The 23,978-nt window shown below is 67.1% G+C and carries 27 protein-coding genes; 12 read left to right on the forward strand and 15 right to left on the reverse strand.

Annotated elements, in window-relative coordinates; translation table 11 throughout:
* Positions 1-39: 39 nt before the first annotated feature.
* Positions 40-2,019 carry a TPM domain-containing protein gene (locus ABZ942_RS16810; RefSeq protein ID WP_357382779.1) on the forward strand — a complete coding sequence of 660 codons (1,980 nt, stop codon included), beginning with the start codon at positions 40-42 and terminating at the stop codon, positions 2,017-2,019.
* A gap of 44 nt (positions 2,020-2,063) precedes the next feature.
* The gene (locus tag ABZ942_RS16815) at positions 2,064-2,882 is read left to right on the forward strand and encodes a MerR family transcriptional regulator (RefSeq protein ID WP_357382781.1); all 819 of its coding nucleotides are present in this window, start codon (positions 2,064-2,066) and stop codon (positions 2,880-2,882) included.
* A 32-nt stretch (positions 2,883-2,914) separates the two neighbouring features.
* Here ABZ942_RS16815 and ABZ942_RS16820 read toward each other — a convergent pair whose 3' ends face one another.
* Positions 2,915-4,354 (reverse strand): molybdopterin-dependent oxidoreductase, encoded by a 1,440-nt coding sequence (locus ABZ942_RS16820; protein WP_357382783.1) that lies wholly within the window; start codon positions 4,352-4,354, stop codon positions 2,915-2,917.
* A 354-nt stretch (positions 4,355-4,708) separates the two neighbouring features.
* Positions 4,709-5,995: an acyltransferase gene (locus ABZ942_RS16825; protein ID WP_357382785.1), complete on the reverse strand. Its 1,287-nt coding sequence runs from the start codon at positions 5,993-5,995 to the stop codon at positions 4,709-4,711.
* Positions 5,996-6,058: 63 nt separating this feature from the next.
* Between ABZ942_RS16825 and ABZ942_RS16830 the strand changes: the two genes are divergently transcribed.
* Complete coding sequence (locus tag ABZ942_RS16830) at positions 6,059-6,667, forward strand: transcriptional regulator (RefSeq protein WP_357382787.1); 609 nt, start codon at positions 6,059-6,061, stop codon at positions 6,665-6,667.
* A 97-nt stretch (positions 6,668-6,764) separates the two neighbouring features.
* Here ABZ942_RS16830 and ABZ942_RS16835 read toward each other — a convergent pair whose 3' ends face one another.
* Entirely contained in the window at positions 6,765-7,685 is a 921-nt protein-coding gene (locus tag ABZ942_RS16835) for an NADP-dependent oxidoreductase (protein WP_357382790.1), read from the reverse strand.
* Positions 7,686-7,885: 200 nt separating this feature from the next.
* Here ABZ942_RS16835 and ABZ942_RS16840 point away from each other — a divergent pair, with 200 nt between their 5' ends.
* Both ABZ942_RS16840 and ABZ942_RS16845 read left to right on the forward strand, forming a co-directional pair.
* Complete coding sequence (locus ABZ942_RS16840; RefSeq protein ID WP_357382792.1) at positions 7,886-8,611, forward strand: DUF899 domain-containing protein; 726 nt, start codon at positions 7,886-7,888, stop codon at positions 8,609-8,611.
* A 55-nt stretch (positions 8,612-8,666) separates the two neighbouring features.
* Positions 8,667-9,116: a DUF1707 domain-containing protein gene (locus tag ABZ942_RS16845; RefSeq protein WP_357382794.1), complete on the forward strand. Its 450-nt coding sequence runs from the start codon at positions 8,667-8,669 to the stop codon at positions 9,114-9,116.
* Between the two features lie 57 nt (positions 9,117-9,173).
* Here ABZ942_RS16845 and ABZ942_RS16850 read toward each other — a convergent pair whose 3' ends face one another.
* A complete protein-coding gene (locus ABZ942_RS16850; RefSeq protein ID WP_357382795.1) occupies positions 9,174-10,565 on the reverse strand; it encodes a glycine--tRNA ligase in 1,392 nt (463 codons plus the stop codon).
* 223 nt (positions 10,566-10,788) lie between these two features.
* Here ABZ942_RS16850 and ABZ942_RS16855 point away from each other — a divergent pair, with 223 nt between their 5' ends.
* The 4 genes from ABZ942_RS16855 (at position 10,789) to ABZ942_RS16870 (ending at position 13,678) form a co-directional block, all read left to right on the forward strand.
* Positions 10,789-11,139 carry a metalloregulator ArsR/SmtB family transcription factor gene (locus ABZ942_RS16855; RefSeq protein ID WP_150402966.1) on the forward strand — a complete coding sequence of 117 codons (351 nt, stop codon included), beginning with the start codon at positions 10,789-10,791 and terminating at the stop codon, positions 11,137-11,139.
* A gap of 3 nt (positions 11,140-11,142) precedes the next feature.
* Positions 11,143-11,589 (forward strand): Fur family transcriptional regulator, encoded by a 447-nt coding sequence (locus ABZ942_RS16860; protein ID WP_357382796.1) that lies wholly within the window; start codon positions 11,143-11,145, stop codon positions 11,587-11,589.
* 138 nt (positions 11,590-11,727) lie between these two features.
* Entirely contained in the window at positions 11,728-12,708 is a 981-nt protein-coding gene (locus tag ABZ942_RS16865) for a hypothetical protein (protein ID WP_357382798.1), read from the forward strand.
* Between the two features lie 238 nt (positions 12,709-12,946).
* Positions 12,947-13,678, forward strand: a complete 732-nt coding sequence (locus ABZ942_RS16870) for a hypothetical protein (protein WP_357382800.1) — start codon at positions 12,947-12,949, stop codon at positions 13,676-13,678.
* Positions 13,679-13,772: 94 nt separating this feature from the next.
* Here ABZ942_RS16870 and ABZ942_RS16875 read toward each other — a convergent pair whose 3' ends face one another.
* On the reverse strand, positions 13,773-14,747 hold the full coding sequence (locus ABZ942_RS16875; protein WP_357382802.1) for a hypothetical protein: 975 nt from the start codon (positions 14,745-14,747) through the stop codon (positions 13,773-13,775).
* A 102-nt stretch (positions 14,748-14,849) separates the two neighbouring features.
* Here ABZ942_RS16875 and ABZ942_RS16880 point away from each other — a divergent pair, with 102 nt between their 5' ends.
* A complete protein-coding gene (locus tag ABZ942_RS16880) occupies positions 14,850-15,452 on the forward strand; it encodes a TetR/AcrR family transcriptional regulator (protein ID WP_357382804.1) in 603 nt (200 codons plus the stop codon).
* Between the two features lie 140 nt (positions 15,453-15,592).
* Here the strand turns inward: ABZ942_RS16880 and ABZ942_RS16885 are convergent, their stop codons facing one another.
* Together ABZ942_RS16885 and ABZ942_RS16890 are read right to left on the reverse strand one after the other, a co-directional pair.
* A complete protein-coding gene (locus tag ABZ942_RS16885; RefSeq protein WP_357382806.1) occupies positions 15,593-15,868 on the reverse strand; it encodes a YggT family protein in 276 nt (91 codons plus the stop codon).
* Positions 15,869-15,988: 120 nt separating this feature from the next.
* A complete protein-coding gene (locus ABZ942_RS16890; RefSeq protein WP_357382807.1) occupies positions 15,989-16,564 on the reverse strand; it encodes an isoprenylcysteine carboxylmethyltransferase family protein in 576 nt (191 codons plus the stop codon).
* Positions 16,565-16,822: 258 nt separating this feature from the next.
* Between ABZ942_RS16890 and ABZ942_RS16895 the strand changes: the two genes are divergently transcribed.
* Positions 16,823-17,251 carry a hypothetical protein gene (locus ABZ942_RS16895; protein WP_357382809.1) on the forward strand — a complete coding sequence of 143 codons (429 nt, stop codon included), beginning with the start codon at positions 16,823-16,825 and terminating at the stop codon, positions 17,249-17,251.
* Between the two features lie 201 nt (positions 17,252-17,452).
* Here the strand turns inward: ABZ942_RS16895 and ABZ942_RS16900 are convergent, their stop codons facing one another.
* The 3 genes from ABZ942_RS16900 to ABZ942_RS16910 form a co-directional block, all read right to left on the reverse strand.
* The gene (locus ABZ942_RS16900; RefSeq protein WP_357382811.1) at positions 17,453-17,842 is read right to left on the reverse strand and encodes a hypothetical protein; all 390 of its coding nucleotides are present in this window, start codon (positions 17,840-17,842) and stop codon (positions 17,453-17,455) included.
* Positions 17,843-17,967: 125 nt separating this feature from the next.
* Positions 17,968-18,573 (reverse strand): response regulator transcription factor, encoded by a 606-nt coding sequence (locus tag ABZ942_RS16905; protein WP_357382812.1) that lies wholly within the window; start codon positions 18,571-18,573, stop codon positions 17,968-17,970.
* A gap of 45 nt (positions 18,574-18,618) precedes the next feature.
* Complete coding sequence (locus ABZ942_RS16910) at positions 18,619-19,788, reverse strand: histidine kinase (RefSeq protein WP_357382814.1); 1,170 nt, start codon at positions 19,786-19,788, stop codon at positions 18,619-18,621.
* Positions 19,789-19,865: 77 nt separating this feature from the next.
* On the opposite strand from ABZ942_RS16910, the gene ABZ942_RS16915 reads away from it, so the two are divergent.
* Positions 19,866-20,015: a hypothetical protein gene (locus tag ABZ942_RS16915; protein ID WP_357382816.1), complete on the forward strand. Its 150-nt coding sequence runs from the start codon at positions 19,866-19,868 to the stop codon at positions 20,013-20,015.
* Position 20,016: 1 nt separating this feature from the next.
* Here ABZ942_RS16915 and ABZ942_RS16920 read toward each other — a convergent pair whose 3' ends face one another.
* The 5 genes from ABZ942_RS16920 to recO all read right to left on the reverse strand — a co-directional run bounded on the left by ABZ942_RS16920 (position 20,017) and on the right by recO (position 23,915).
* On the reverse strand, positions 20,017-20,802 hold the full coding sequence (locus ABZ942_RS16920; RefSeq protein ID WP_357382818.1) for an ABC transporter permease: 786 nt from the start codon (positions 20,800-20,802) through the stop codon (positions 20,017-20,019).
* Positions 20,799-21,779, reverse strand: coding sequence for an ABC transporter ATP-binding protein (locus ABZ942_RS16925; protein ID WP_357382820.1), 981 nt, complete (start codon positions 21,777-21,779; stop codon positions 20,799-20,801). Before ABZ942_RS16925 ends, ABZ942_RS16920 begins: the two co-directional genes overlap by 4 nt.
* Before the next feature lie 85 nt (positions 21,780-21,864).
* The gene (locus ABZ942_RS16930; protein ID WP_357382822.1) at positions 21,865-22,296 is read right to left on the reverse strand and encodes a YbjN domain-containing protein; all 432 of its coding nucleotides are present in this window, start codon (positions 22,294-22,296) and stop codon (positions 21,865-21,867) included.
* Positions 22,293-23,111, reverse strand: a complete 819-nt coding sequence (locus ABZ942_RS16935; protein WP_357383199.1) for an isoprenyl transferase — start codon at positions 23,109-23,111, stop codon at positions 22,293-22,295. Before ABZ942_RS16935 ends, ABZ942_RS16930 begins: the two co-directional genes overlap by 4 nt.
* A gap of 51 nt (positions 23,112-23,162) precedes the next feature.
* Positions 23,163-23,915 (reverse strand): DNA repair protein RecO, encoded by a 753-nt coding sequence (recO, locus tag ABZ942_RS16940; protein WP_357382824.1) that lies wholly within the window; start codon positions 23,913-23,915, stop codon positions 23,163-23,165.
* Between the last annotated feature and the right edge of the window lie 63 nt (positions 23,916-23,978).

Raw genomic sequence — 23,978 nt, forward strand, 5'->3', positions numbered from 1 at the left:
CAGCAGCCCGAGGACGGGGTTGCGCGATAGATTCGTGCCATGTCGCTGCCGAATCGTGTTGCCCGCTGGACTTCCTGGGTGGTGCTCAGCGTGCTGTTCGCCGGGGCCGCGCTGGTCGGTGCGCCGACGGGGACGGCGGAGGCGCCGCTGCGGATGGACACCTACGTCGTCGATTCCGCGCAGGCGCTGAACGGCGGGCAGCTCGATCAGGTGCGGTCGGCGGTGGATCAGCTGTACGCCGATCAGCAGGTGCGGCTGTGGGTGGTTTACGTGCGCGACTTCGGCGGGCTCGGGCCGGAGGTGTGGGCGCAGCGCACGGCGTCGCAGTCCGGGTTCGGTAGCCGCGACCTGTTGCTCGCGGTCGCCACGCGGGATCGCTCCTACTGGTTCTATGGGGAATTGCCCAGCGGTGTCAGCGATTCCACGTTGAACAGCCTGCTGACGCGCGAGGTGGAGCCCGCGCTGCGGGATGGCCGGTGGGCGGATGCGGGTGTCGCGACGGCGGATGGCCTGAAGTCTGCGATGCAGGGCGGCGGCGTGAACGTCGGCTTCCTGCTCGTCATCGGTGTGCTGGTCGTGCTGGTGGTGGGCGGGTTCGTGCTGTTCGCGCGCAAGCGGCGGCGCGACCGTGCGAAGGCCGAGCTCGCGGCGGCACGTGAGGTGGACCCGGACAACACCACCGCGCTGGCTGCGCTTGCGCTGGAGGCGTTGCACGCGCGCTCGCGGGAGGCCCTCGTCGAGATCGACAATGCGATCCGCACCAGTGCCGAGGAATTGGAGCTGGCGACCGGCGAGTTCGGCACGACCGCCGCACTGCCCTTCGATACCGCGCTCCAGCATGCGAAAACGGCTGCCTCCAAAGCCTTCTCGATCAGGCAGCGACTCGACGACGACATCCCGGAGACGCCGGACGAACAGCGCACGCTCCTGGTCGACCTGATCGGCACGGTCGGCCGCGCCGATCGCGAACTCGACGCCCAGGTCGCCGAATTCGACGCCATGCGCAATCTGCTGATCAACGCCGCCGACCGATTGGACGGGCTGACAAGGGATCTCGTCGAGCTGAAGAGCCGCCTGCCCGCGTCCGAGGCGGAACTGACCCGGCTCACCGCCGCGCACCCGGCCAGCGTGCTCGCCCCGATTCACGACAACGCGACCATGGCGCGCGAACGAATCACCTTCGCGGAGCAGAACATCGACGCGGGACGCGCGGCCCTCACCCAGCCGGTGGGCAAGCAGGGCGGCGCGGTCGCCGCGATCCGCGCGGCGGAGGCGGCGGTCGGTCAAGCCCGATCGCTGCTCGACGGAATCGACAACGCGTCCGCCAACATTCAGCAGGCGCGCGACGGCCTGGCCGCGGTGCTGGATGAACTGCGCCGCGATATCGCCTCCGCCACCGAGCTTTCCAGTTACGGCGGCCCGGAGCTGGCCGCCGCGACAGCGACCGCGCAGACCACCCTCGACAAAGCCGCGGCCGCCGCGACAGCCGACCCGCTCGACGCCTTCCACGACGCGGTAGCCGCCGACGGCGATCTGGATCGCGCCATCGCCGCGGCCACCGATCGCAAATTCGCCGCCGAGGATCTGCGGCGCAGACTCGATCAGGCATTGACCGACGCCCGCTCCCGCGTGAGCGCCGCATCGGACTACATCGCCACCCGGCGCGGCGGCATCGACGCCGAGGCGCGCACCCGGCTGTCCGAGGCACAACGCAATCTCGATGCGGCGCAACAACTCAGCGCCACCGATCCCGCGCGGGCACTGACCAGTGCCCAGGCCGCCGCCGACCTCGGCGGACGGGCGCTGCAGGCCGCGCAGGCCAGCGTGCGGGCCTGGGAGACGGCCCAGCCGGTGTCGGGAACGTCGCAGGCCGGGGCGGTGCTCGGCGGCATCCTGATCGACGGACTGCTGCGCGGAGCGGCAAGCGGCGGCCGTCGCTCCGGGTCGGGCAGCTGGAGCGCGGGCTCCTACGGCGGTTCGACGGGTTCGCGGCGGATCAGCCGCGGCGGCCGGTTCTGATGCTTGACCCTGACACCGTGTGAGGACATAGACCAGGAGTCGTTATGTTCACCATCGGAGACTTCGCCAGACACGGCCGGGTGTCGGTACGCATGCTGCGCCACTACGACGCGCTCGGGCTGCTACGCCCCGATCGGGTCGACGAGCACAGCGGCTACCGCTTCTACTCCGGCGGGCAGCTGGCCCGGCTCAATCGCCTTGTCGCACTGAAGGATCTCGGCTTCACGCTGGAGCAGGTCGGCCAGATTCTGGACGACCAGGTGAGCGGCGCGGAACTGCGCGGCATGCTCACCCTGCGCCGCGCCGAGCTCGAACAGCGCATCGCGAGCGACCGCGCCCGGCTCGTCCAGGTCGAAACGCGGCTCCGTATCATCGAGAAAGAGGGCGCCATGCCTGTCCACGACGTGATCATCAAGTCCATTCCGGCGGTCCGAGTAGCCGAATTATCTGCTGTGGCCGGCGATTTCGAGCCTGAATCGATCGGCCCGGTCATCGGCCCGCTCTTCGAGGACATCTGCAAGCGACTGGAGAAGGTCGGCGTGCCGATCATCGGCTGCGCCATCGCGTACTACGACCAGCGCGAAGACGGCACGGTACTCGCGCACGCCGCCGTGCCGGTCGACCTCGCCCCGAGCGACGCGCACGATTTCACCATCGTCGACCTGCCCGCCGTCCCCCAGGCCGCCACGATCGTCCACCGCGGCAGCATGGACGAGGTGCTCGAACCCTGGCAGGCGCTCGGCCGCTGGGTCGACGAAAACGGCTACCACCTCAGCGGTCCCAGCCGCGAGGTCACGCTGGTCTACACCGAAGACACGAGCGGCTGGGTCACCGAACTACAGGAGCCGATCGTCCCGAAGTAGCCCAAGTCCCGACCTTCAAGATCAAGGGCCGGTCAGACCTGGATGGTGATCGTGTGGAAGCCGGACGGGCCGGTGGGGAAGGGGGCGCGGTGTCGGCCTTCCTGGACTTCGCCGGAGCGGCTGGTGGCTCTGGCCTGGATCCGGTGGTCTCCCGGTGGCAGTTGCACTGCGATGCGCCAGCGGCGCCAGGCGGCGGGAGCCAGTTCGGTGGCGAGATCGGCTGGGCGCCAGTCGCCTTCGTCGATGCGGACTTCCACGTCGGCGATGCCGTGCGGCGGGGCCCAGGCGACTCCGGCGATCGTGGTGGTGCCCGCGGCGGCGCGACCGGGTGCGGTGACGTCGATGCGGGCCTGTGGTGTCACCGCGAGGGGGCCTGCGGGCCAGCCGCGGCGCCACCAGTAGTCGGCGTGGGTGTCGTCGGTGAGTTCCAGTTCGCCAAGCCATTTCGCGCCGGTGTATTGACCGTAGAGGCCGGGCACGAAGACGCGGGCGGGGAAGCCGTGGGCGGGGGTGAGTGGTTCGCCGTTCATGCCGATCACCACGTAGGCGGGCCATTCGCCGGAGCGCAGCGGGTCGAGCGGCAGTGAGATCGTGTAGCCGTCGACGGCCCTGGTGACCAGTCGGGTGGCGTCGGATTCCGGGATGGCATGTTTCAGCAGATCGGCCAGCGGCACGCCGAACCAGCGGCCGTTGCCCGCCCTGCCTTCGCCGGGATGATTGTGCAGGCACACCATGACGGCATCGAATTCCACTGCGTCATCGGCTAATTCGTCCAGCGACAAACGCAGCGGGTGCGCGACCTTGCCGGTGACGGACAGCCGCCAGTGGGCCGGATCGATCCGGGGCGGGCGCAGGTTGACATCGGCGACATACATGCGGTGCGCCGCGGTGACCAGCGGGGACAGCCCCGGCTCGTCCTCGAGCCCGTCCTGCGGCACCACGCCCAACGCGCCCATCGGGCCGATCCGGCGAATGTCGTTGTCCTGCTTGCGGTCCAGGTCGTGCTGCAAGGTGTGCGCGGCCGCGAACATCCCGGCGCCCGTCGCCAGCCAGGCCAGCGCGCCGAGTCCGTGCGGCCGCCTGCGCAGGCCGGCGGCGAGCACTCCGGAGGCCGCGACCGCACCGGCGACGGTGGACGTCGAGCGGGTCGGCAGCCGCGTCGCCAACGCGGCCGCACCGGCACCGGCCGCCACCGCGACGGGTGTGCGCAGCCGTTCCGGCAACGCGCCGAGCCCGAGCGCGCCGGCGACCACACCCGCGGCGACACCCAACCGGGTGACGGTCTTGTCGTGCCGACCGGACACCGCGACGGCGGCCTCGACCACCGGCACCGGCGCGACATCGATGAGCGCGCGCCCCAGGGTGTCGATCAGTGAGCCACCCCGGGTCGCGGCGATCGCCTCACCGACCCCGAGCGCCGCCACCCCGACCGCTGCCGCTGCGACCCCGCTCCGGTCTCCGTTCGTCACCACCGCTGGCACACCCGCTTCCAACCCGATCGTCCGCTGTCACCAAGCATTCTGCCCGAACGGCAGCACCGGCCTGCCGCTTTCCCCGCCGCAGACCGCACACAACAACGTTCGAAGACCTGCTCACCCGTCCGCGCTACGGACACTCGACGACCCTCACCCCAAGCGGCGATCCACAGGTAGCGATCAGCCTCAACGATCCGGACCAGCCGGACCGCTCCTCGAGGTCCGCCGCGCAGTGGAGACACCCGAGCCCGACCCCACCGGCGACTTCTTCGACGTCCTCGCCGCTACGGACTGACCTACCGGTCGCCGACCATCCCCGCCGCGTCGTGCTGGTCATGCGACCCACCCGAGTCAGCTACCAGTAGCGGCCAACTCGATTGTTTCCTCGGACAGCGCGGTCAGCTCTTTGCCTACCGCGGCGAGCAGTCGGTCCGCGCCGGCACCGCCGCCGAGCAGCCCGACGGTCAGTTGGCCGTGGAACGTGTAGAGAAGGAAGGTGACCGCGGCAGCAGCGCCTGCCGAGGGCCTGGGGTGGGCGGACAGGTAGACGATTTCGTAGTCGGTGAGCGCGAGTCCGATGGGTGTCCGAAACGGTGGCACTGCGCCGGTATTGGTGACCGCGACATGCTCGGCCAAGGCGTGCGTTCGGCTGGTCCCATAGAAGTCGGGGAAGTGCAGTACCGACTGTTGCACGATGCCGTCGGTCAGGTCGTCGCGTAGTCGTTCCGAAATCTGTTGGGCCAGTGCGAGAACACTGTCCGAGAGATCGATCCCGGCGGCGAATGACGCGAGTCCGGCCATGTTGGTGCCCGCGGCGGGCGCCACCCTCGGGTTCAGCCGCGACCGCATATCCACCGGATACAGACAGCTCAACGGCACTGGACCGATTGCGGCATCCGATGTTTCGGATGCGTAAGCGCGCAGCAGCGCGGCCGTGACCAACCCGTTGACGCTGACGCCTCGATGATGGCCGAGTCCGACGATGCGCGCCGTCGCCGCCTGATCCAGTCGTGCGCGCTTGGGCCGGACCAGCACACTGGATGCCGGATCACCAACGGGGACAGGCGCTACCGTCGGTGGCAGCGGCCGCGTCACGCCCTCGAAGCCGGACACGCGCCCCTCGGTAATGCCGCGCTGCGCCACATGCCATTCCAGAGATTGCGGATAGTCCTGCGGCACAACACTTATCGGCACGGACTCGATGATGTCGGTGTAAAAGCCCCAGAACCGCGACAGCAGCTCCACGCAGTGCCCGGCGTCCGCGATGCTGTGGTGCGCGAACAGCGTGACCCGCCACCGACCGGCGCCGGACATCACCGCGTCCAGATACGCCAGCTGTGTCGCGGGGTCCACCGGGGTGGCCGGCAAACTCACAGTCGCCACGTCGCCCGCGGTGACCGAAGCCCCTACTCGCGAATCTCCCGGGGGCAGTAGATAACCCGACCCCGTCGCGTCTTCCTCGATCCGGCAGAGCACCACCGGAAACGCCAGCTGCAATGCGGCGAAAGCCTCTTTCAACGCTGCCGGATCGAGCTCGCCCGATACCGACACCGACCGGCCCGTGTAGGTGCCGTGCCGTACAAATCGCTGTTCCGACGGTGCCAATGCGCGCACCACGTCGTCCTCATCCCGCCACACATCGCAAGCGTGCGGCAACACCGGCTCGAGGCGCAAATGAACGAATGAGGAACACTGGTCGACATGAGTCTCGCCGCGCATCTGGAAGAACTCGGCCGTCCCTTGGTCGAGCATCAGCTCGAGCATCCGACCGTGGCGGGCATCGCCAAGGGTGACCTGCCCGAGCCGATCTTCCGTTCCTGGCTGGAGCAGGACTATCTGTTCCTGCTCGATTACGTCCGGGTGTTCAGCCGTCTGGCCTGGCAGGCACCGGCGGACCACCTCGGCGACCTGGTGGATCTGGCGCACGCCACGTATCACGACGAGCTCGCGCTGCACCGCTCCCTGGCCGCGGAATTCGGCGCCGACCTCGGCGGCGTCACCAAAGGTGTTGCCTGCAAGGGATATACGAAATTCCTGCTCGACTCGGCGGCCGATTACGCCGAGGGTCTGGTCGCGATGTATCCGTGCATGTGGGGCTACTCCACGCTCGGTGCGCGGCTCGCCGAGAACCCGCCCGCCGAACCGCGTTACCGCCGCTGGGTCGACACCTACGCCGACCCCGACTTCGCCGCCCTCACCCGCCGCTGCGCCCAGATGATCGACGAGGCGGGCGCCGACCCGGACCGCGCGGAACAGCTCTTCCGCGAAGGCATGCGCCACGAACTCGCCTTCTGGGACGTCCCCCGTTGAAGACGCACGCTTCTTGATTTCCCGCGCCTGGAATCGCAATAGAGCCCGAAACTGGCATGCGATTTCAGGTGCGGGAAATCATGAGGCGCATCAGAAATCAGGGATGCAGCACGATCTTGCCGCGAGTGTGGCGCTGCTCCAGCTCGCGGTAGGCCTCTTGCACCTTGTCGAGCGGATACACACCGGCAATCGGCACCTCGAGGGTGCCCGCCGCAGCCAGATCGGCAAGCTCGGTGAGCACATCGATGGTGCCCGCGGCAGCGTTGCCGTCACCCTTCACGCCGTACTTCTCCACGGCGGCAAAGTTGATGATGGTGTCGATGCGATCGACCGGAACACCCAGTTCAACAGCGATATCCACATAATCGGCACCGAACGTATCGACGAACGCCTCCACGCCATCCGGTGCGGCGGCCCGGAGCCGGTCGATCAGCCCGTCCCCGTACGCAACAGGCGTCACCCCGACCTTCCGCAACCAGTCGTGATTGCCCGCACTCGCGATACCGATCACCTCGGCCCCGCGCGCACGCAACAATTGCACCGCGATCGAGCCGACACCACCGGCTGCACCGGACACGACGACCGTATCGCCTTCGTTGGCTTCCACCGCCCGTATCGCCGCGAAAGCCGTTGTGCCCGCAACATATAACGCGCCGGCGACATCCCAGTCCAGCTCGGCAGGCTTGGGCGTCACCTGCGCAAAGGGCACCACAACGTGCGTCGCATGACTAGCCCGATCCTCGGTGAACCCGAGCACTTCGTCCCCGACCTCGATACCACCGACACCCGCACCGATCTCCACGATCCGCCCCGCGAAATCGGTCCCCTCCCCCGACGGAAACGTCGCGGGCCACCGATCGTGCAACGCCCCGCTGCGGATGTACGCCTCACCCGGATTGATGCCCGCCGCGACCACCGCGACGACCACCTGCCCAGGCCCGGCGGTCGGCGTCGCAACCTCGACCACCTGCAACTCGTCGATCCCGCCATATCGATCGAACTTCACCGCTCTTGCCATGCTGAGCTCCTCGCTTCGGTGACTAAGGCACATCGAGCGTCAACGGCCCACCCGGCCCGGTTAATTCCCGCGCCACAAGTCCGAAAACGCAGCTCACGTCAACCCGGCTGAACACATCCATGCCCTACCGACCGATGTATTCGCCCCGAACATCCGGTCTACACACACGGATCACTGTGCCCGAATCAAGGGAGAACCTCATGAACCGTCCGGCCGTAACAACCCGCGACGAATGGCTTGCGGCCCGCAAGAGCCTGCTGGCCGAGGAGAAGGCGCTCACCCGCCGACAGGACGAGCTCGCGGCCGCGCGCCGCGCCCTGCCGATGGTCGCGATCGATAAGGAGTACGTATTCGAAGGCGCGACAGGCAAACTCACGCTGAGCGAGCTGTTCGAGCACCGCCGCCAGCTCATCGTCTATCACATGATGTGGCGCTGGGATCTGAACGCGGGCTGCCCCAGTTGCGCGTTCCTACTGGACAACGTCGGCCACTTCGCGCACCTGCACCACCAGAACACCTCGTTCGCGGTGGTGTCCCGCGGACCGTGGGACGTGCTGCAGGGCTATCAGGAGCGCATGGGTTGGACCTTCCCCATGTACTCCTCGCATGGCAGCGATTTCAACTACGACTACCACGCCACCCAGGACGAGTCCGTCACCCCGATCGAATACAACTTCCGCACCAAGGCCGAGATCGAGGCCAGCGGCCAGACCTGGCAGCTCGACGGTGAACAGCCCGGCACCAGCGTCTTCTGGCGCGACGACGACGGTGCCGTCTTCCATACCTACTCGTCCTACGCCCGCGGCGGCGATATCCACATCGGCACCCACAACTACCTGGACCTCACCCCGCTCGGCAGGCAAAAGCACGTCGGCGAGGCCGTGCACCACGACAGCTACGACGCGGACGTACCGCACTGCCATTGAAAGTCTGGGCGGCATTGAAGCGCGGATCGCCCGCCACCGCCCTACGCTGGCAATCGTGGGTGCGGAGAATGTGCGGGCGTCTGATGCGGACCGCGAGAAGGTCGTCGATCAACTGCGGCACGCGATGAACGAGGGCAGGCTGACGCTGCACGAGTACGACGACCGGCTGCAGCAGGTGTACAGGGCCAAGACCTACGGGGAACTGACGCCGGTGCTGGCCGACCTTCCGGCCCAACGTGCTTCGCGCGCGCCGGTGTCGAAGCGGGTGCCGCAGTGGGTCGTCATCATGTGGACCCCCTGGGTCTTCGTGAACATGCTGTGCCTGTTGATCTGGGTGGCCACCGGCGCGCACTACTTCTGGCCGTTCTGGGTGGCGGTGCCGTGGGGCATGGCGTTGCTCATTCCGACGGCGATCGGAATCACCGTGCAGGGCAACGGCTCCGGCGAGCACGGTCCGCAATTGCCTCCGACGCCACCGACTCCGCCGCTGCCGCCGAGGCACTGAAACGACGAACGACCCGCGCCGATCACCAGGCGCGGGTCGTCTCGTTTCGCGAAAGTCTTACGACCCCAACAGGTGCTGAGCCAGATAGCCCTCGACCTTGTCCAGCGCGATCCGCTCCTGCGTCATCGTGTCGCGCTCGCGGATGGTCACCGCCTGATCGTCGAGGGTGTCGAAGTCGACCGTGATGCAGAACGGGGTGCCGATCTCGTCCTGACGACGGTAGCGGCGGCCGATCGCGCCCGCGTCGTCGAACTCCACGTTCCAGTTCCGGCGCAGTTGCGCCGCAAGGTCTTTCGCCTTCGGCGTCAGATCCGCGTTGCGCGACAACGGCAGCACGGCCGCCTTGACCGGCGCGAGCCTGCGGTCCAGCCGCAGCACGGTGCGAGTGTCCACGCCGCCCTTGGCATTCGGCGCCTCGTCCTCGGCGTAGGCATCGACCAGGAACGCCATCAGCGAGCGGGTCAGGCCGGCCGCGGGCTCGATGACGTAGGGCACGTAGCGCTCGTTGGTGGTCTGGTCGAAGAAGCTGAGCTCGGTGCCCGAGTGCTCGGAGTGCGTCTTGAGGTCGAAGTCGGTGCGGTTGGCCACGCCCTCGAGCTCACCCCACTCGTTGCCCTGGAAGCCGAAGCGGTACTCGATGTCGGTGGTGCCCGCCGAGTAGTGCGACAGCTTTTCCTTCGGGTGCTCGTAGAGCCGCAGGTTGTCCGGGTTGATGCCGAGGTCGGTGTACCAGGCGAAGCGGGTCTCGATCCAGTACTTGTGCCACTGCGCGTCCTCGCCGGGCTTGACGAAGAACTCCATCTCCATCTGCTCGAACTCGCGGGTGCGGAAGATGAAGTTGCCGGGGGTGATCTCGTTGCGGAAGCTCTTGCCGATCTGGGCGATGCCGAACGGTGGCTTCTTACGCGCGGTGGTCATCACGTTGGCGAAGTTGACGAAGATGCCCTGCGCGGTTTCGGGCCGCAGGTAGTGCATGCCCTCCTCGGACTCGATCGGGCCGAGGTAGGTCTTGAGCATCATGTTGAAGTCGCGCGGCTCGGTCCACTTGCCGACGGTGCCGCAGCTGGTGCAGGCGATCAGCTCCATCGAGACCGTGTCTGGGTCGTCGATCTTGTGCTTGAGCGCGTACGCCTCCTGCAGGTGGTCCTGCCGGAAGCGGTGGTGGCAGTTCAGGCACTCCACCAGCGGGTCGTTGAACACCCCGACGTGACCCGAGGCCACCCACACCTGGCGCGGCAGGATCACCGACGAGTCGAGGCCGACGATGTCCTCGCGGCTGGTGACCATGGACCGCCACCACTGCCGCTTGATGTTCTCCTTGAGCTCGACGCCCAGCGGACCGTAGTCCCAGGCCGACTTGGTGCCTCCGTAGATCTCACCGCTCGGGTACACCAGACCCCGGCGCTTGGCGAGGTTGGCAACGGTGTCCACCTTCGACTTGGGTGCCACTCGAGAATTCTCCATCCACTACGAGTCGGATTATGCGTTCAGGCCATTGTTTTGCGAGTACGCAACGATACGAAGACAGACTATCGGCCCTGCCCAACCCAGTTTCCACCGCACGGGCAACCGTCGGCGCTTCGGGGAAAACGCGCACGCCCCGGCGCGCCCGTTTGACATGCGCAACTGTGCATATCAAAATGGGATCGCTTTCCAATAAGGAGTTGGTGCCATGACCGCCGAGACCGCCACCGCCCATCCGCATAACCCGTACCGCGCGCCCGCGCCCGCGCCGGTACCGGCGCGAACCGTCCTGGAGGACGCCGGCGAGCTGCTGCGCGCACTGGCTGCACCGGTCCGCATCGCCATTGTGCTGCAGCTGCGCGAGTCGCCGCGCTGCGTGCACGAGCTGGTCGATGCGCTCGGGGTCACCCAACCGCTGGTGAGTCAGCATCTGCGCATCCTCAAGTCCGCAGGCGTCGTCCACGGCGAGCGGTCCGGCCGCGAGGTGCTCTACGAACTCGTCGACGACCATCTCGCGCATATCGTGGTCGACGCCGTCGCGCACGCCGAGGAAGGGTAATTCGTGCCTGAGAACAGTGTCGTTCCGCAGAAGGCAGTCGGCATCCGTAGCACCAGACAGCGCAGCGCCATCGCCGCACTGCTCGGCGACATCGAGGAGTTCCGCTCCGCACAGGAGTTGCACGACGAGTTGCGCAAGCGCGGCGAGGGTATCGGCCTGACGACGGTCTATCGCACGCTGCAGTCGCTGGCCGACGCGGGCATGGTCGACGTGCTGCGCACCGACTCCGGCGAGTCCGTCTACCGGCAGTGCTCCACCGGCCACCATCACCATCTGGTGTGCCGCAACTGCGGCCGCACGGTCGAGGTGGAGGGCCCGACCGTGGAGGCCTGGGCGGGCGCGATCGCGCGCGAGCACGGGTTCACCGAGGTCAGCCACACCATGGAGGTGTTCGGCACCTGCGCGTCCTGTGCGTCGGCCGGCGACGGCGACGGCCGCACCACGTTGTAGTCCACGCTTCGGTTCACTCAGCGGACCGAGCTCTGGTTAACACCGCACCTCCCCGTGCAGATTTCAACGCGAACCCACGAACGCCCGGCCGACCCGGGTGTCGCGCTCTGGGGTTTGCACATTTCCGGGAGGCTCAGCGTGCGCACGACCCTGATTTCATCTGTAGTTCCGGCGCGTAGCCGCCGAATCCGTACCGCCGCAGGCGCTGTCGCGCTGTTCAGCGCGGCAGCGATGGTCCTGACCGCCTGCAACGACAAGGACGGCGCGGCCACACCGGTCTCGGCGACACCGGCCACCAGCGTGGCCGCCAACGGCGCACCCGGCAGCAACAACGTGAGTCAGTCCACGGTGCGGACCGTCGGCAAGACCGGCTGGTACGAAGGCTTCGACATCACCGTCAACAAGGCCACCGTGGTGCCCGACGAATTCGGCGGCGCGAAGGTGCTGATCGACATCACCTACAAGAACACCACCCTCGAGAACAAGACGATCAGCAACAACACCTCGCTGCTGGTCGGCGGCCAGGTCGACGGCGGCGCGAGCTGGGACAACCCGACGGTGCCCGGCGGCGGTTCGGCCGCGGGCAAGGTGACCACGTCGGTCAAGTCCGCCAAGGATGCCGACCACCTGATCGACACGATGACCGTGGTGTACGGCGAGGCCGCGGACAACCAGACCAAGATTCCGCTCAGCGCCGCGGGCAAGGTGGACAGCGTGCAGCCGAAGACGCTGCCCGTCACCGGCACGCTGATCCAGGACCAGACCACCATCGAGGTGACCGCAGGCAAGCTCAGCCCGAGCTACACCAAACACGAGCACGGCAAGGACGAGCTCGCCCTGCACATCAAAATCATTGGTGGGTCCGGGGTTTCGGCTGGCGGCGCCAACATCTTCACCGAGTACTTCTCGCTGAAGACGCCCGACGGACAGAGCCTGGTCGCCGACGATCGCAGCCCCATCAACGAACTGCTCGACGCGAACCAGACCATCGACAACGCGAAGGACTACGTCGTCTTCGTCGTCCCGACCCCCGCCACCGGCAACTACGTCCTGACCTACAACAGCCAGAAGACCGACGGCGCGGCCACCGCACCCACCCTGGCGTTCACCGTCAGCTGATACCCGAATGCGGCTCAGCCGCTGAGCACGGCCCCGGAGCACATCTCCGGGGCCGTTTCTGTCTGTCCGGGATCTTTTTCCATCCACGACCTGTTCGGTAACGAAGACTGATCGACACCTGTTGCCCGTACCGACGAACCTTAAGACCCGCGCATCGATCGAGCGGGCCGATCGGACGTACGCTGACACCGAAGGGGAACACCCGAACATGCTCGCGATAAGAAGCAGCCTATTGGCCGTGCTCACGATGATCGCAGCCGTGCTGCTCGGCGCTACCGCAAGCCACGCTACCGCCCATTCCGACGAGGACGAGTTGACGATTGCGAAGTTCCTCCTCGGATTCGTCTGCGAAGGCGACGGCGTAGCCGAGCGCAGCCGTGCCTGGTACACCGAATACATGAATATCCAGGACGATTCGCCATATGACACAGGTGGGTTGCGATTCTATTCGACCGCAGTTCGAATGATCGACGACGACCGTCTTGACATGAAGGTATATTTCGGCGTCTACCAGGACGGAAGTACGATACTCAACCCTCGGTCTCGGCAGAAGATCTGCCAGAACCAGCAAGACTTCGCAAAGGCTATATATCGGGTTGTCACCGACGAAGGCAATAAGGGAGTCATCAAGGCTTGCTGTGCAACCGAGGACGGCATGACCGAGTTCTTCGAGCGGAAGTTCCAGAACAACGTCGACCTCATGTTGCGGGAGGCTCCGCAAGATATCGAGCAAGCAATTGCCGATGGCGCCAAAGCTAGAGTGGAAGAAAAGATGGGAAAAAAATACGAGGATATGGATCAGTACGATAAAGAAGATGCCGATGATTACATCAAGGACTACAAGGAAAGACTGACGGATTTGCTCCGCATAACTCCCGAAAAGATAGCGGAAGCAAAGAAGTCCCAACCGGACAAGTACAAGGCAAAGTGGCACTGCAACCCAGACGCCTCAGGTAATTGCCAGGTGTAGTCGAATATTCGGCAGGCATCGGACGGGACATGGTGGCGCGTCTACTCGACGTTCGGCGTCACCATGCCCCGTTCAGCGAATCTCTTCGCGTGGCTCAGCCTGTGGTGACGGGAATCGGTGCCGGAGTGGGTATTTCGTCGGGTCGGCGGCTACGCAGGGCGCCGGTGCCGAGTAGCACCAGTGCGGCGGCGACCCAAATCAATAGCACCACAAGTGGTTTCCCGGCGCCGGCGCCGTCGAAGAAGGCGACCGAACGGAGTAGCGAGGCGGCGGCGCCCGGTGGGAGGAGTTGACCGATGGCGCCCCACGGTTGTGGGAGTAGTTCGGGGGCCGAGGTTGCGGCGGAGAACGGGTTGCCGATGAGCAGCATAGTCAGGGCGGCTATAGCGATGCCTGCTCTGCCGATTGCGGCGGAGAGGCCGACTACCGCGCCGGAGACGGCGAACGAGACGAGGCCGGCGACGGCGGCCAGTTCGAGGTAGGCACCCGGTACGATCGACATCCAGCCCTGGATGATCTCCATGCTCAAGAGACCGCCGACGGCACCAAAGGTGACCAGCCCCAATGCTTTTCCACGAACTGTCGGGATCAGCAGGCTGAGCAGAACGCCCGCCGCAATGCCCGACAACGCCAGCGGAAGCACCATGGCGCCGAACGCGTTGCCGTGTGGATCGTCGGAGTCGGTGGCGACCACGTCGTCGACCCGTGCCGCCGGAGCACCGGACAGCTGCTGGCCGAGCTGCGTGAGTTGTTGTGCGACAGCCACACTCGCGGCGGAGGCGATCAAGACGCGCGGCGGGCCGTCGCCGGTGACGATGGCGCCGTACACCTCTCGGTCCTCGATGGCGGCGCGGGCTGCGGCCTCGTCGGCGGGGCGGGAGATGTCGAAGGCGTCGGGACTGTGCGCGGCCAGCTGACTGACGACCAGGTCGGCCTGCGGGCCGGTGACCGCGATGGGTAGATCGCGGGGGGCGATGTTGGCGGCTGGCCAGGCGAAGGCGATCAGCATCAGGGCCTGGAGCAGAGCGGCGCCGACGGCGACGGCGAGCGCACGCTGCGTGGTATTCATGACGTTCTCCCGTAAATCGAATGATCGTTCTCTTTCGATGCGAATATCGTCGCCCGCACCTATGAGCTTGTCAAGAACGGATGTTCGTTTTACTTTGGAGACATGCCCAGAGTCAGCGAAGAGCACCTGGAACGCCGCAGGCAGCAGATCCTCGACGCCGCCCGCCGGTGCTTCGCCCGCAAGGGTTTCCACGAGACGTCCATGCAGGATGTCTTCGCCGAATCAGGACTGTCCGCCGGGGCCGTCTACCGCTACTTCAACAGCAAAGACGACCTCATCGGGGCACTGGCCAGCCAGACGACGGTCACCCTGCGCGCGTTGATGACCGAGCTGATCCGCAGCGAACCGCTGCCGACACCGGACGTTCTGGTCGCCGCGCTGGCCGAGCACGTCACCGCGCGCAGCGGACCCGACGACCCGGTGCGACTGGTCCCGCAGGCGTGGGCGCTGGCGCTGGTGCATCCCGACGCCGCCGAGTACGTCAAAGAAGCCATCCTCGCCATCCGCAACTGCTGGTACGAATACACCGAGCGCATGCGCGACGCGGGCTGGCTGCCCGCCGACGCCGACATTCACGCCGTAGCCACCGCCATCATGGGCGTCATCCCCGGATTCATGTTGCAACACTTGATAATCGGCGACATCGACCCGCAAACCCTGGCCCGCGGCCTCCGCACGCTACTCCCCTACGGCCCCGCCACCTGACCCGCCGCGCGCGGCATAATCCGCACCCACCCTCGGGATCAGCACCGAAAATCGGACCCTATAGCGAGTGCAGATCCCGAGAGAAGGTGCGGCAGTTGTCGGCCCGGCTCGCGTCGGGTCGCGGGCGTCCGACGTGGCCGTTAGAGGCTGAAGGCGATTCCGCGTAGGACCAGGGCGACGATGAATACCACGGTGAAGGCTAGGTCGATCGAGAGACCGCCGGCGCGGATCGGTGGCAGGACGCGGCGGACCGGCGCGATGACCGGCTCGGTCGCGGCATGCGCCAGTTCGCGGGGGCGGTTGGCCCAGCTGGGGCTGTTGCCGAGCGCCAACATCCAGTCGAACACCATCCGCGCGAGCAGCAGCACGATGAATATCGTCAGTGCGTAACCGATGACGGTCCCGATAAGGCTCATTCCGAACTCCTTCGTGGTGGCCGGGTTGGCCTTCTCACCGGTCTCAACGCACCGGACCACCCGAAAAGTGTCCCGTTTGCCGGATTCTTAGATGACTATCAGCGAACCGACGACGACTGCTCACCACACGCCGGGGACGAGCCGTTTGGTACCGGCTCGGTATGTCTGGTACGGGCGGCCGAGGGTCTCGACCAATGCCCGTTCTTCGACGTCGATCCGCCTACTCAAGGCATAGACCGGAAGCGCGACGGCGATGAGCAGCGAGAGCCAGTTCCCCGCGGCCAGGCCCAAGCCGGTCGTGATCAGCAGGACACCGGTGTAGGACGGATGGCGCACCCATCGGTACGGGCCCCGGTCGACCACCGTCTGGTCACTGTCGACTTCGACGGTCGTCCGGAACGAACTGCCGAGCACCGCGATCGCCCAGACTCGCACGACCAACCCCAGCCACATGATCGCAAGCCCGGCGATCTCCCACGGCAGGTGCGATCGGCCGGGCAGTTGGAACACGCTGGTCGCGGGCAGGAAGGCGGCGACCGCGACGGCACCGTTGACGGCGACCGCGACGAGCAGCACGATGGTCAGCCGAGTGCCACGGTCGTGCTCGGTGGAACCCTTGCTACGCAAGCGATCCCGCACCCGCAGGGCGACCTCGAGCGCCAACCACACCCAGGTGCTGACTATCGCAGCGTTCACGGCACTCGCTCCTTCGACTGATTCGTACGGCCGGTACAGCGAGCAAACCACCGAAACCTGTGGCAGCACATCAGGGACCTCCCTGATTCGACGACAGTGCACCACCAGTTGCCCGGGGTCAGCGGCAACTCGCTGGCGGACCCCAAGGAACTACCGGCCCATCGATCCGCACCGGGCCATTGATCGCGGACACCGCCTGTGCAAGTGTCGGGGCGGCCCCCCGTGGGGAAATCGGTTTTGTCGGAAGGGAAATCTGCTGTGACCGTTTCAAAGAAGACTGCTGCCACGCTGACCACACTCGGCGCACTGACCGCCGCGATCGCGCTAACCGCACCGACCGCTGGGGCCGCGGTCACCCGCGTCGACGTCGCACCCGGACTGAGTTTCGGTAGCTCGGGCGGTGGCTACGGCACCGGCTGCTCCTACACGGTCACCGCGACCGCGCGACCCGGCGCGACCGTGACGTACCTCGACGACGTCGAGGGCGGCCGGACCATCGATACGTTCAAGCCGGTCACCCAGGTCGCGGACGCATCCGGCAAGGCGAGCACCACCTGGACCCCCGTCAAGAAGGGCAAGCACGACATCTGGGCCGCCGAGTACGTCCAAGGCGAGTCATACATCATGACGACGGTGACCGTCGGGACCGGCATCAACCTCGGCCCCGCCTGCGCCGTGCTGCCGTAATCGCTCAGCTGCATATCTCGGGTACGGCTGACACCGCGAAAACGCTTGCGGCAGAACGCCAGAGCAAGCGTGTCCGGCCCACCACGCCGGGCAGGCGGTCGGCTAGCCCGCGGCCGGGCGGCGAATGTGCCGCCCGACCATCTCATCACCGCAAGAGGCACGGCCAGCCGCGATCCGATCAGCGGCCGACCGTGCCGGCGATCAGCGCGGCGCCGGTGCTGGACTCAGCGTGACGGACGGCTGGGCCGGTGCTCCGGGAGTGTTGTTGCCCGGCGCGCCGGGCAGGTCCCGTGGCCCGGGCCGATCGCCGCGCTCGAACCGATGCATCCTCGGGCCGTCATCCCGCCCGAAACGATGGGCGGCGGCCATCTGGTGCCCGCCGTGATGATGGCCATCGCCACCGCCGACGGCTAGCCCGGCGCCGAATCCGACGCCGCCGATCACCACGGCCACCAGCACCGCACTCGCGATCCGTAATGGGCGTGATCCGCGCCAGCGGGTCGCCAGCCGCGATGGCGGTTTGGGGGCCGCCGCTGTTGGGTTCGTATTCGGCACCGAGGAAGGTTCCCCGGTGCTCTCTGCTTCTGCCATTACTGCGCCTTATGTATGGATTGTCCCGACCTGAAACTCCGACCGTACGAGCGAAGGGTGGGACATCCCTGCGGATCTGTTGTGTAAGTCCTGTGTGCGCCCGCAGTTCACGGCTCGGCAGCAGGTCAGAGCCAGCCGAGGCGTTCGGCGGCGCGAACGGCTTCGGCACGGGTGGAGGTGCCTGTCTTGCCGATCGCGGCGGAAAGATGGTTACGGACGGTGCCTTCGGAGAGGTGCAGTTGTTTGGCGATGGCACCTGCGGTTGCGCCGTCGGCGGCGGCGGACAGGACCTCGCGTTCGCGCTCGGTCAGCGGAGAGGTGCCCGCGGTCAGGGTTTCGGCGGCCAGCGCGGGATCGACCACGCGCAGCCCCATCTGGACCCGGCGGACGGCATCGGCCAATTCCCTTGCAGGGGTGTCTTTTACGACAAAACCACTGGCGCCCGCGTCGATGGCGCGGCGAAGGTAACCGGGTCGGCCGAATGTGGTCACCATCAGAACACGGACGGCGGGATGCGCGGCGTGCAGCTGTCCGGCGACCGAGATGCCGTCCAGGCCGGGCATTTCCACATCGAGCAGCACCACGTCGGGGTTCGTGCGGGCGACGGCGTCGACCACCTCGTCACCGCGACCCACCTCACCGACCACCTCGAGGTCGGATTCCAGTCCGAGCAACGCCGCGAGCGCGCCGCGCACCAACGCCTGGTCGTCGGCGAGCAACAGCCGGATCATTTGGCCCACTTCCTGTTTCGAAGAGCACTTCTGGTCGACAATGTCCTACTCGGGGACCGAGGCGCGAACACGCACTCCCCCTTCCGCCGGAGCGGACAACGTCAAGGTCCCGCCTGCGGCTTTGACGCGGGCGCGAAGACCGGCGAGCCCGGAGCCGGACGCCGCGGCCGCGCCGACCCCGCGCCCGTCATCGACGACCTCGATACTCGACGGCGTCACCGTGACCGTGCAGTGCCGGGCGGCGCTGTGCCGGATCACGTTGGTGATCGCCTCGCGCAACACCCAGCCGAACAACTCGCTGTGCGGTGTGTCCTCGACCTCCGGCAGCTCGGCGGCGATATCCGCAGCGGCCAAAGCCGTTCGGGCATTGGCGAGCTCACCCCGCAGCGAAACCTCACGCAACCCACCGACGGTATCGCGCACTCCCGCCAGCGCCTCCCGCGCGAGCCGCTCGATATCGGCCAGCTCGGTCCGCGCCCGCGTCAGGTCGACATCGATGAGCCGTTGCGCGAGTTCGGTTTTCACCGTGATCACGGTGAGCGAGTGGCCGAGGATATCGTGCACGTCGCGCGCCACCCGGTTGCGTTCCTCGACGATGTCGAGCTCCGCCCGCTGCCGCCGAGCCAGCTCCGCGAGCCGCTCGCCACGCAGGCCCAACTGCCTGGCCACCCAGATGATCATCGGGACGAAGGCGAGGTAGAACGGCATGTCGGACATGCTCGGAATCGCTAGAGGGACGAACAAGAGCACGAGCGCGACGGACAGCGTCACATAGCCGGACTCCCGGGCCGGCAGATGGAAGATCGCGGCCACCGCCACGACGATCGCGGTCGGCAAGGCAATGGAACCGAGCAACGGGATCAGTGCCGTCGTGCACGCGGCCATGCCGGCGAGGAACGGCCACAGCCGCGGATCGGCCGGCCGATCCTCCACCGACTCGGCCGGGGTGCGGCGACGGAAGATGATAAACGTACTCAGGATCAACGTCGCGTACCCGAGCAACGTTGCCGCTGCGAGTATCACCCGCAGCCGCTCACCGTCCGACCAATCCTGCACCACCGGCGCGATCATGTAGGACATCCACGCCGAGGACATCAGCGCGCCGAACCATCCACGCCGTCGGCTGTTCACCGCGCCGTCGTCGCTGACCACCCGGTCGATGAATCCCATCGCTCCGCCATCGCGCAGCGGCTTGAACCGCGACGTCACGCCCATGCCACACCTCTGGCACGCGACGGGTCGCGAGGGAGCTGTCGCGCGCGGTCGATCACGAGGAGAGACGGTACCGAACCATGCTCGGCATCCCGGCGAGCACCGGGATCGAGTCGAGACTTCGCGTCGAGCAGCACCACCCGATCCCGGGGCAAACTCCGGATACCGAGGAACGCCGCGACGCGACCGTCCACCTCTCGGGGACGGCCGCGCCGCGGCGCACCGAATAGCTCAGCGAGACGTGTCACGACGGAACAGCATGGTCGAGCCCCCGACGAATACCGCGGCCCACACCACAACATTGAGCACCGCAAGCGCGATCGACGCCGCGCTGGTGTCGCCGAACGGTATCCGCGCCAGCGTCGCCACCCCGTTGGTCGGGAACACCTTCGACACCGTCCCGAACCAACCGTGCAGCGGGATGAACAGCCCACCCGCGAACGACAACACCGCGAGCACCGGCCCGAGCAGCTGCATGACGTTCTCCGACGGCAGCAGGTAGCCGACGAACAAGCCGAAGGCGGCGAAGACCACCGAGGTGATCCAGGCGAGCAGGAAGCAGCTCACCCAGGCGACGGGCGTCAGCTGGGCACCGAGCACGGCGCCGACCACGAAGACCGCGCTGACCGAGATCAGCCCGAGCACCATCGCGACGGTGACCTTGGTGGCGATGTAAGCGACCGGATGCAGTGGGGTGAGCCGCAATTGACGACTCCAGCCCTGCGCGCGTTCGATCGCCACCATGGCGCCGCCGCTGGTATTGGCCAGCATCGCGCCGTAGACGGCCATCGATACCATGATGTAGCCGGTGACATTGCCGGTGCCGGAAGACTGTGTCCGGTAGTCGGATTGCAGCCCGAAGATGACGAAGAACAGCGGCGGAATCACCAGCGTGAAGATCATCGTCCGGCGATTGCGCAGCATCCGGCGCAGTTCCAAACGCAGGAATCCGGCGCTGAAACCGCCGAGCGGGGTCGGCCGATGCTGGGTAACGGCCTGTGCGGCAAGGGTTGTCATGTCAGGTCTCCGGTGGTGAGCGCCAAGAACGCGGATTCGAGGTTGTGCGAGGTGATTTCGAGGTCGGTCGCGGTGGTCTCGGTGAGCAGGTAGCGCGCTACCGCGTCGGAGTCCTTGGTGTGCACGACGATTCGGTCGCCACGCACCTCGACGTCATCGACGCCGGGCATCGCGATCAGCCCGGTCGGCACGGCACCGGCCAGGGTGGCGCTGACCGAACGACCCGAAGCCAGGTTCTTGATCTCGGCGGCACTACCGTCCGCGACCACCCGCCCGGCCCGGACCAGCACGATCCGATCGGCGTAGGCGTCGGCCTCGTCCAGGTAGTGGGTGGCGAACAGGACTGTGCGGCCGCGCTCGGAGTCCTGGCGCATCGCGTTCCAGAAGTCCCGTCGCCCTTCGACATCCATGCCGGTGGTCGGCTCGTCGAGCACGATCAGGTCGGGATTGGGCAGCAGCGCGAGCGCGAACCGCAGCCGCTGACGTTGTCCGCCGGAGCATTTACCGACCATCCGACCGGCGATATCGGCGATGCCTGCCCGGGCCAGCACCTCGTCGACCGGACGCACGTCGGCGTACAGCGTGCCGACGAGCCGCACGGTCTCGCCGACGGTGAGGTCGGGCAGCAGGCCACCGGATTGCAGCACGGCCGAAATCCGTCCTACCGCAAGCGCTTCGGCCGGCGTGCCGCCGAACACCTCGACGGTGCCTGCGTCCGGCTTGGCCAAGCCGAGCACCATGTCGAGGGTGGTGGTCTTGCCCGCGCCGTTGGGCCCGAGGAACGCGACGATCTCGCCCGGTTCGATGACCAGGTCCAGTCCGTCGACAGCCTGCACGGCGCCGCCCCCGGGCACCGCGAAGCTCTTACGCAGATCGTGCAGTTCGATCGCCGGTGTCGTCCCGTGGGCCCCTGGGCCCCGCTTCCCCGAACCGCCAGCCGCGGCGAAGTCGGCCGCGGTCGTCAGTGCTGATGTCATGCAGTAAACGTTCGCGCATCAGCGCCCCGAATACCTCGCACGCATGTCACGTGTCTGCCATGACAGTTGTCATGGCCGTGCCATCTCAGGGCAGCAGCAGGCCTTGACGGGCGCGGCCGGCCCCGGACAGCACCAGCACCAGCATGGTGGCCAGCGCCTGATCGTCGAGCCCGGCGGCCGGGAAGGTGTAGCGCAGGATGATGTCGGCGAGCTTCTCGCGCACGATCACGGTGAGCGAGCCGAACTGCAGCTCGTTGTTCCGTTCGGCGACCCGCTTGTGCAGCTGCGCCTTGACCGGACGATCCCAGGCCAGCACGCAGGTCAGCGTCAGCACGTCGAGCCCGGGCGCGAGCCGCACCGCGCGCAACGAGCACAGCGAGCCCTCGTATTCGAAGCCGATCGAGCCCTCGGGGTCGACCCGCACGTCGATGTCGTAGATCGACAGGCAGGCACCGGCTCGCGCCTGCAGTTCGTGTTCCGGACTCACCGTTGATTCCATGTCCGTGCCGCCGTTCATTTGGTGCCGCCGAACCGGCGGTCACGCGAAGCGTACTCGAGGCAGGCCTGCCAGAGGTTGCGCCGGTCGAAATCGGGAAACAGGGTGTCCTGGTAGACGAATTCGGCGTAGGCGGACTGCCAGATGAGGAAGTTCGAGCTGCGGAACTCGCCGGAGGGCCGCAGGAACAGATCGACGTCCGGCATGTCCGGCTCGTCCAGGTATTTCGCCACCATCGCCTCGGTGACCTTCTCCGGGTCGATCTCGCCCGCCGCCACTCGGCGCGCGATTTCCCTTGCCGCATCGGCGATTTCGGCTCGACCGCCGTAGTTGACACACATGGTGAGAGTCATCACCGTGTTGTCCTTGGTCAGCTCCTCGGCGACCTCCAGCTCGTTGATCACGCTGCGCCACAAGCGCGGTCGCCGCCCGGCCCAGCGCACCCGGACGCCCATCTCGTGCATCTCGTCGCGACGACGCCGGATCACGTCGCGGTTGAAGCCCATCAGGAAGCGCACCTCCTCGGGGCTGCGCCGCCAGTTCTCGGTGGAGAAGGCGTAGGCCGAGAGCCACTTCACGCCGATCTCGATGCAGCCCTCGACGGTGTCCATCAGCACGGCCTCGCCGCGTTCGTGACCGGCGGTGCGCGGCAGTCCACGTTCCTGGGCCCACCGGCCGTTGCCGTCCATCACCAGCGCGACGTGGTTGGGCACCAGCACGGCCGGGATTTCCGGCGGACGAGCGCCCGAGGGGTGCTGCGAGGGCGGACGAACGGTGCGGGTAGCGCCCGACTTGGTCGCGGTGGAGGAGTCTCGGCGGAGGATCACGGCCCCTATCCTGCCTGATGATTGTGGAGGCCTTGTGAAGGTCTCCATGGTCGCCGCGGATCAGGCGGGGGCGCGTACCGGGCTCGACCGCTCGATCAGCGGCAACGTGCGCAGCTGTCGTTCCAGATGCCACTGCAGATGCGCGGCGACCAGACCGCTGGCCTGCCTGCGCACCCCCTCCGGCACCGTCTCGACGTACTCCCACTCGCCGCGCAGCAGCGCGACCAGCAGATCGAGCACCCCGGGTGCCGGGGTCGCCGCCCCGGGCGGGCGGCAGTGCACGCACACCGCACCGCCTGCCGCGACATGGAACGCCCGGTGCGGGCCCGGCGTCGCGCACTTGGCGCATTCGTCCAGCGCGGGCGCCCAACCCGCAAAACCCATGGCGCGCAACAGGAATGCGTCCAGAATCAGTTCGTGCGGCCGCTGCTTGGCGGCGATGGCGCGCAACGCGCTCGCGGTGAGCGCGTGCAGTCGCGGCGCGGGCGCCCGCTCCTCACCGGCCAGCCGTTCGGCGGTTTCCAGCACCGCGCAGGCGGTGGTGTAGCGGCCGTAGTCGTCGATGATGTCGGAGGCGAACGCCTCCACCGTGTGCACCTGGGTCACCACGTCCAGCGTGCGACCGGGATGCAACTGCACGTCGATGTAGGCGAACGGCTCCAACCTGGCCCCGAACCGCGACTTGGTCCGGCGCACCCCCTTGGCCACCGCGCGCACCAAACCGTGCTGGCGCGTCAGCAACGTGACGATGCGGTCCGCCTCGCCCAGCTTGTGCTGGCGTACCACCACCGCAACATCCCGATACAAACGCACGCCTCATCCTCCCACGAAGACCCGACAGCCCCCGGCAGGCGCGGCACCCGCACTGCCACTTCC

The organism is Nocardia sp. NPDC046473 (assembly GCF_040645995.1).
GTDB lineage: Bacteria > Actinomycetota > Actinomycetes > Mycobacteriales > Mycobacteriaceae > Nocardia.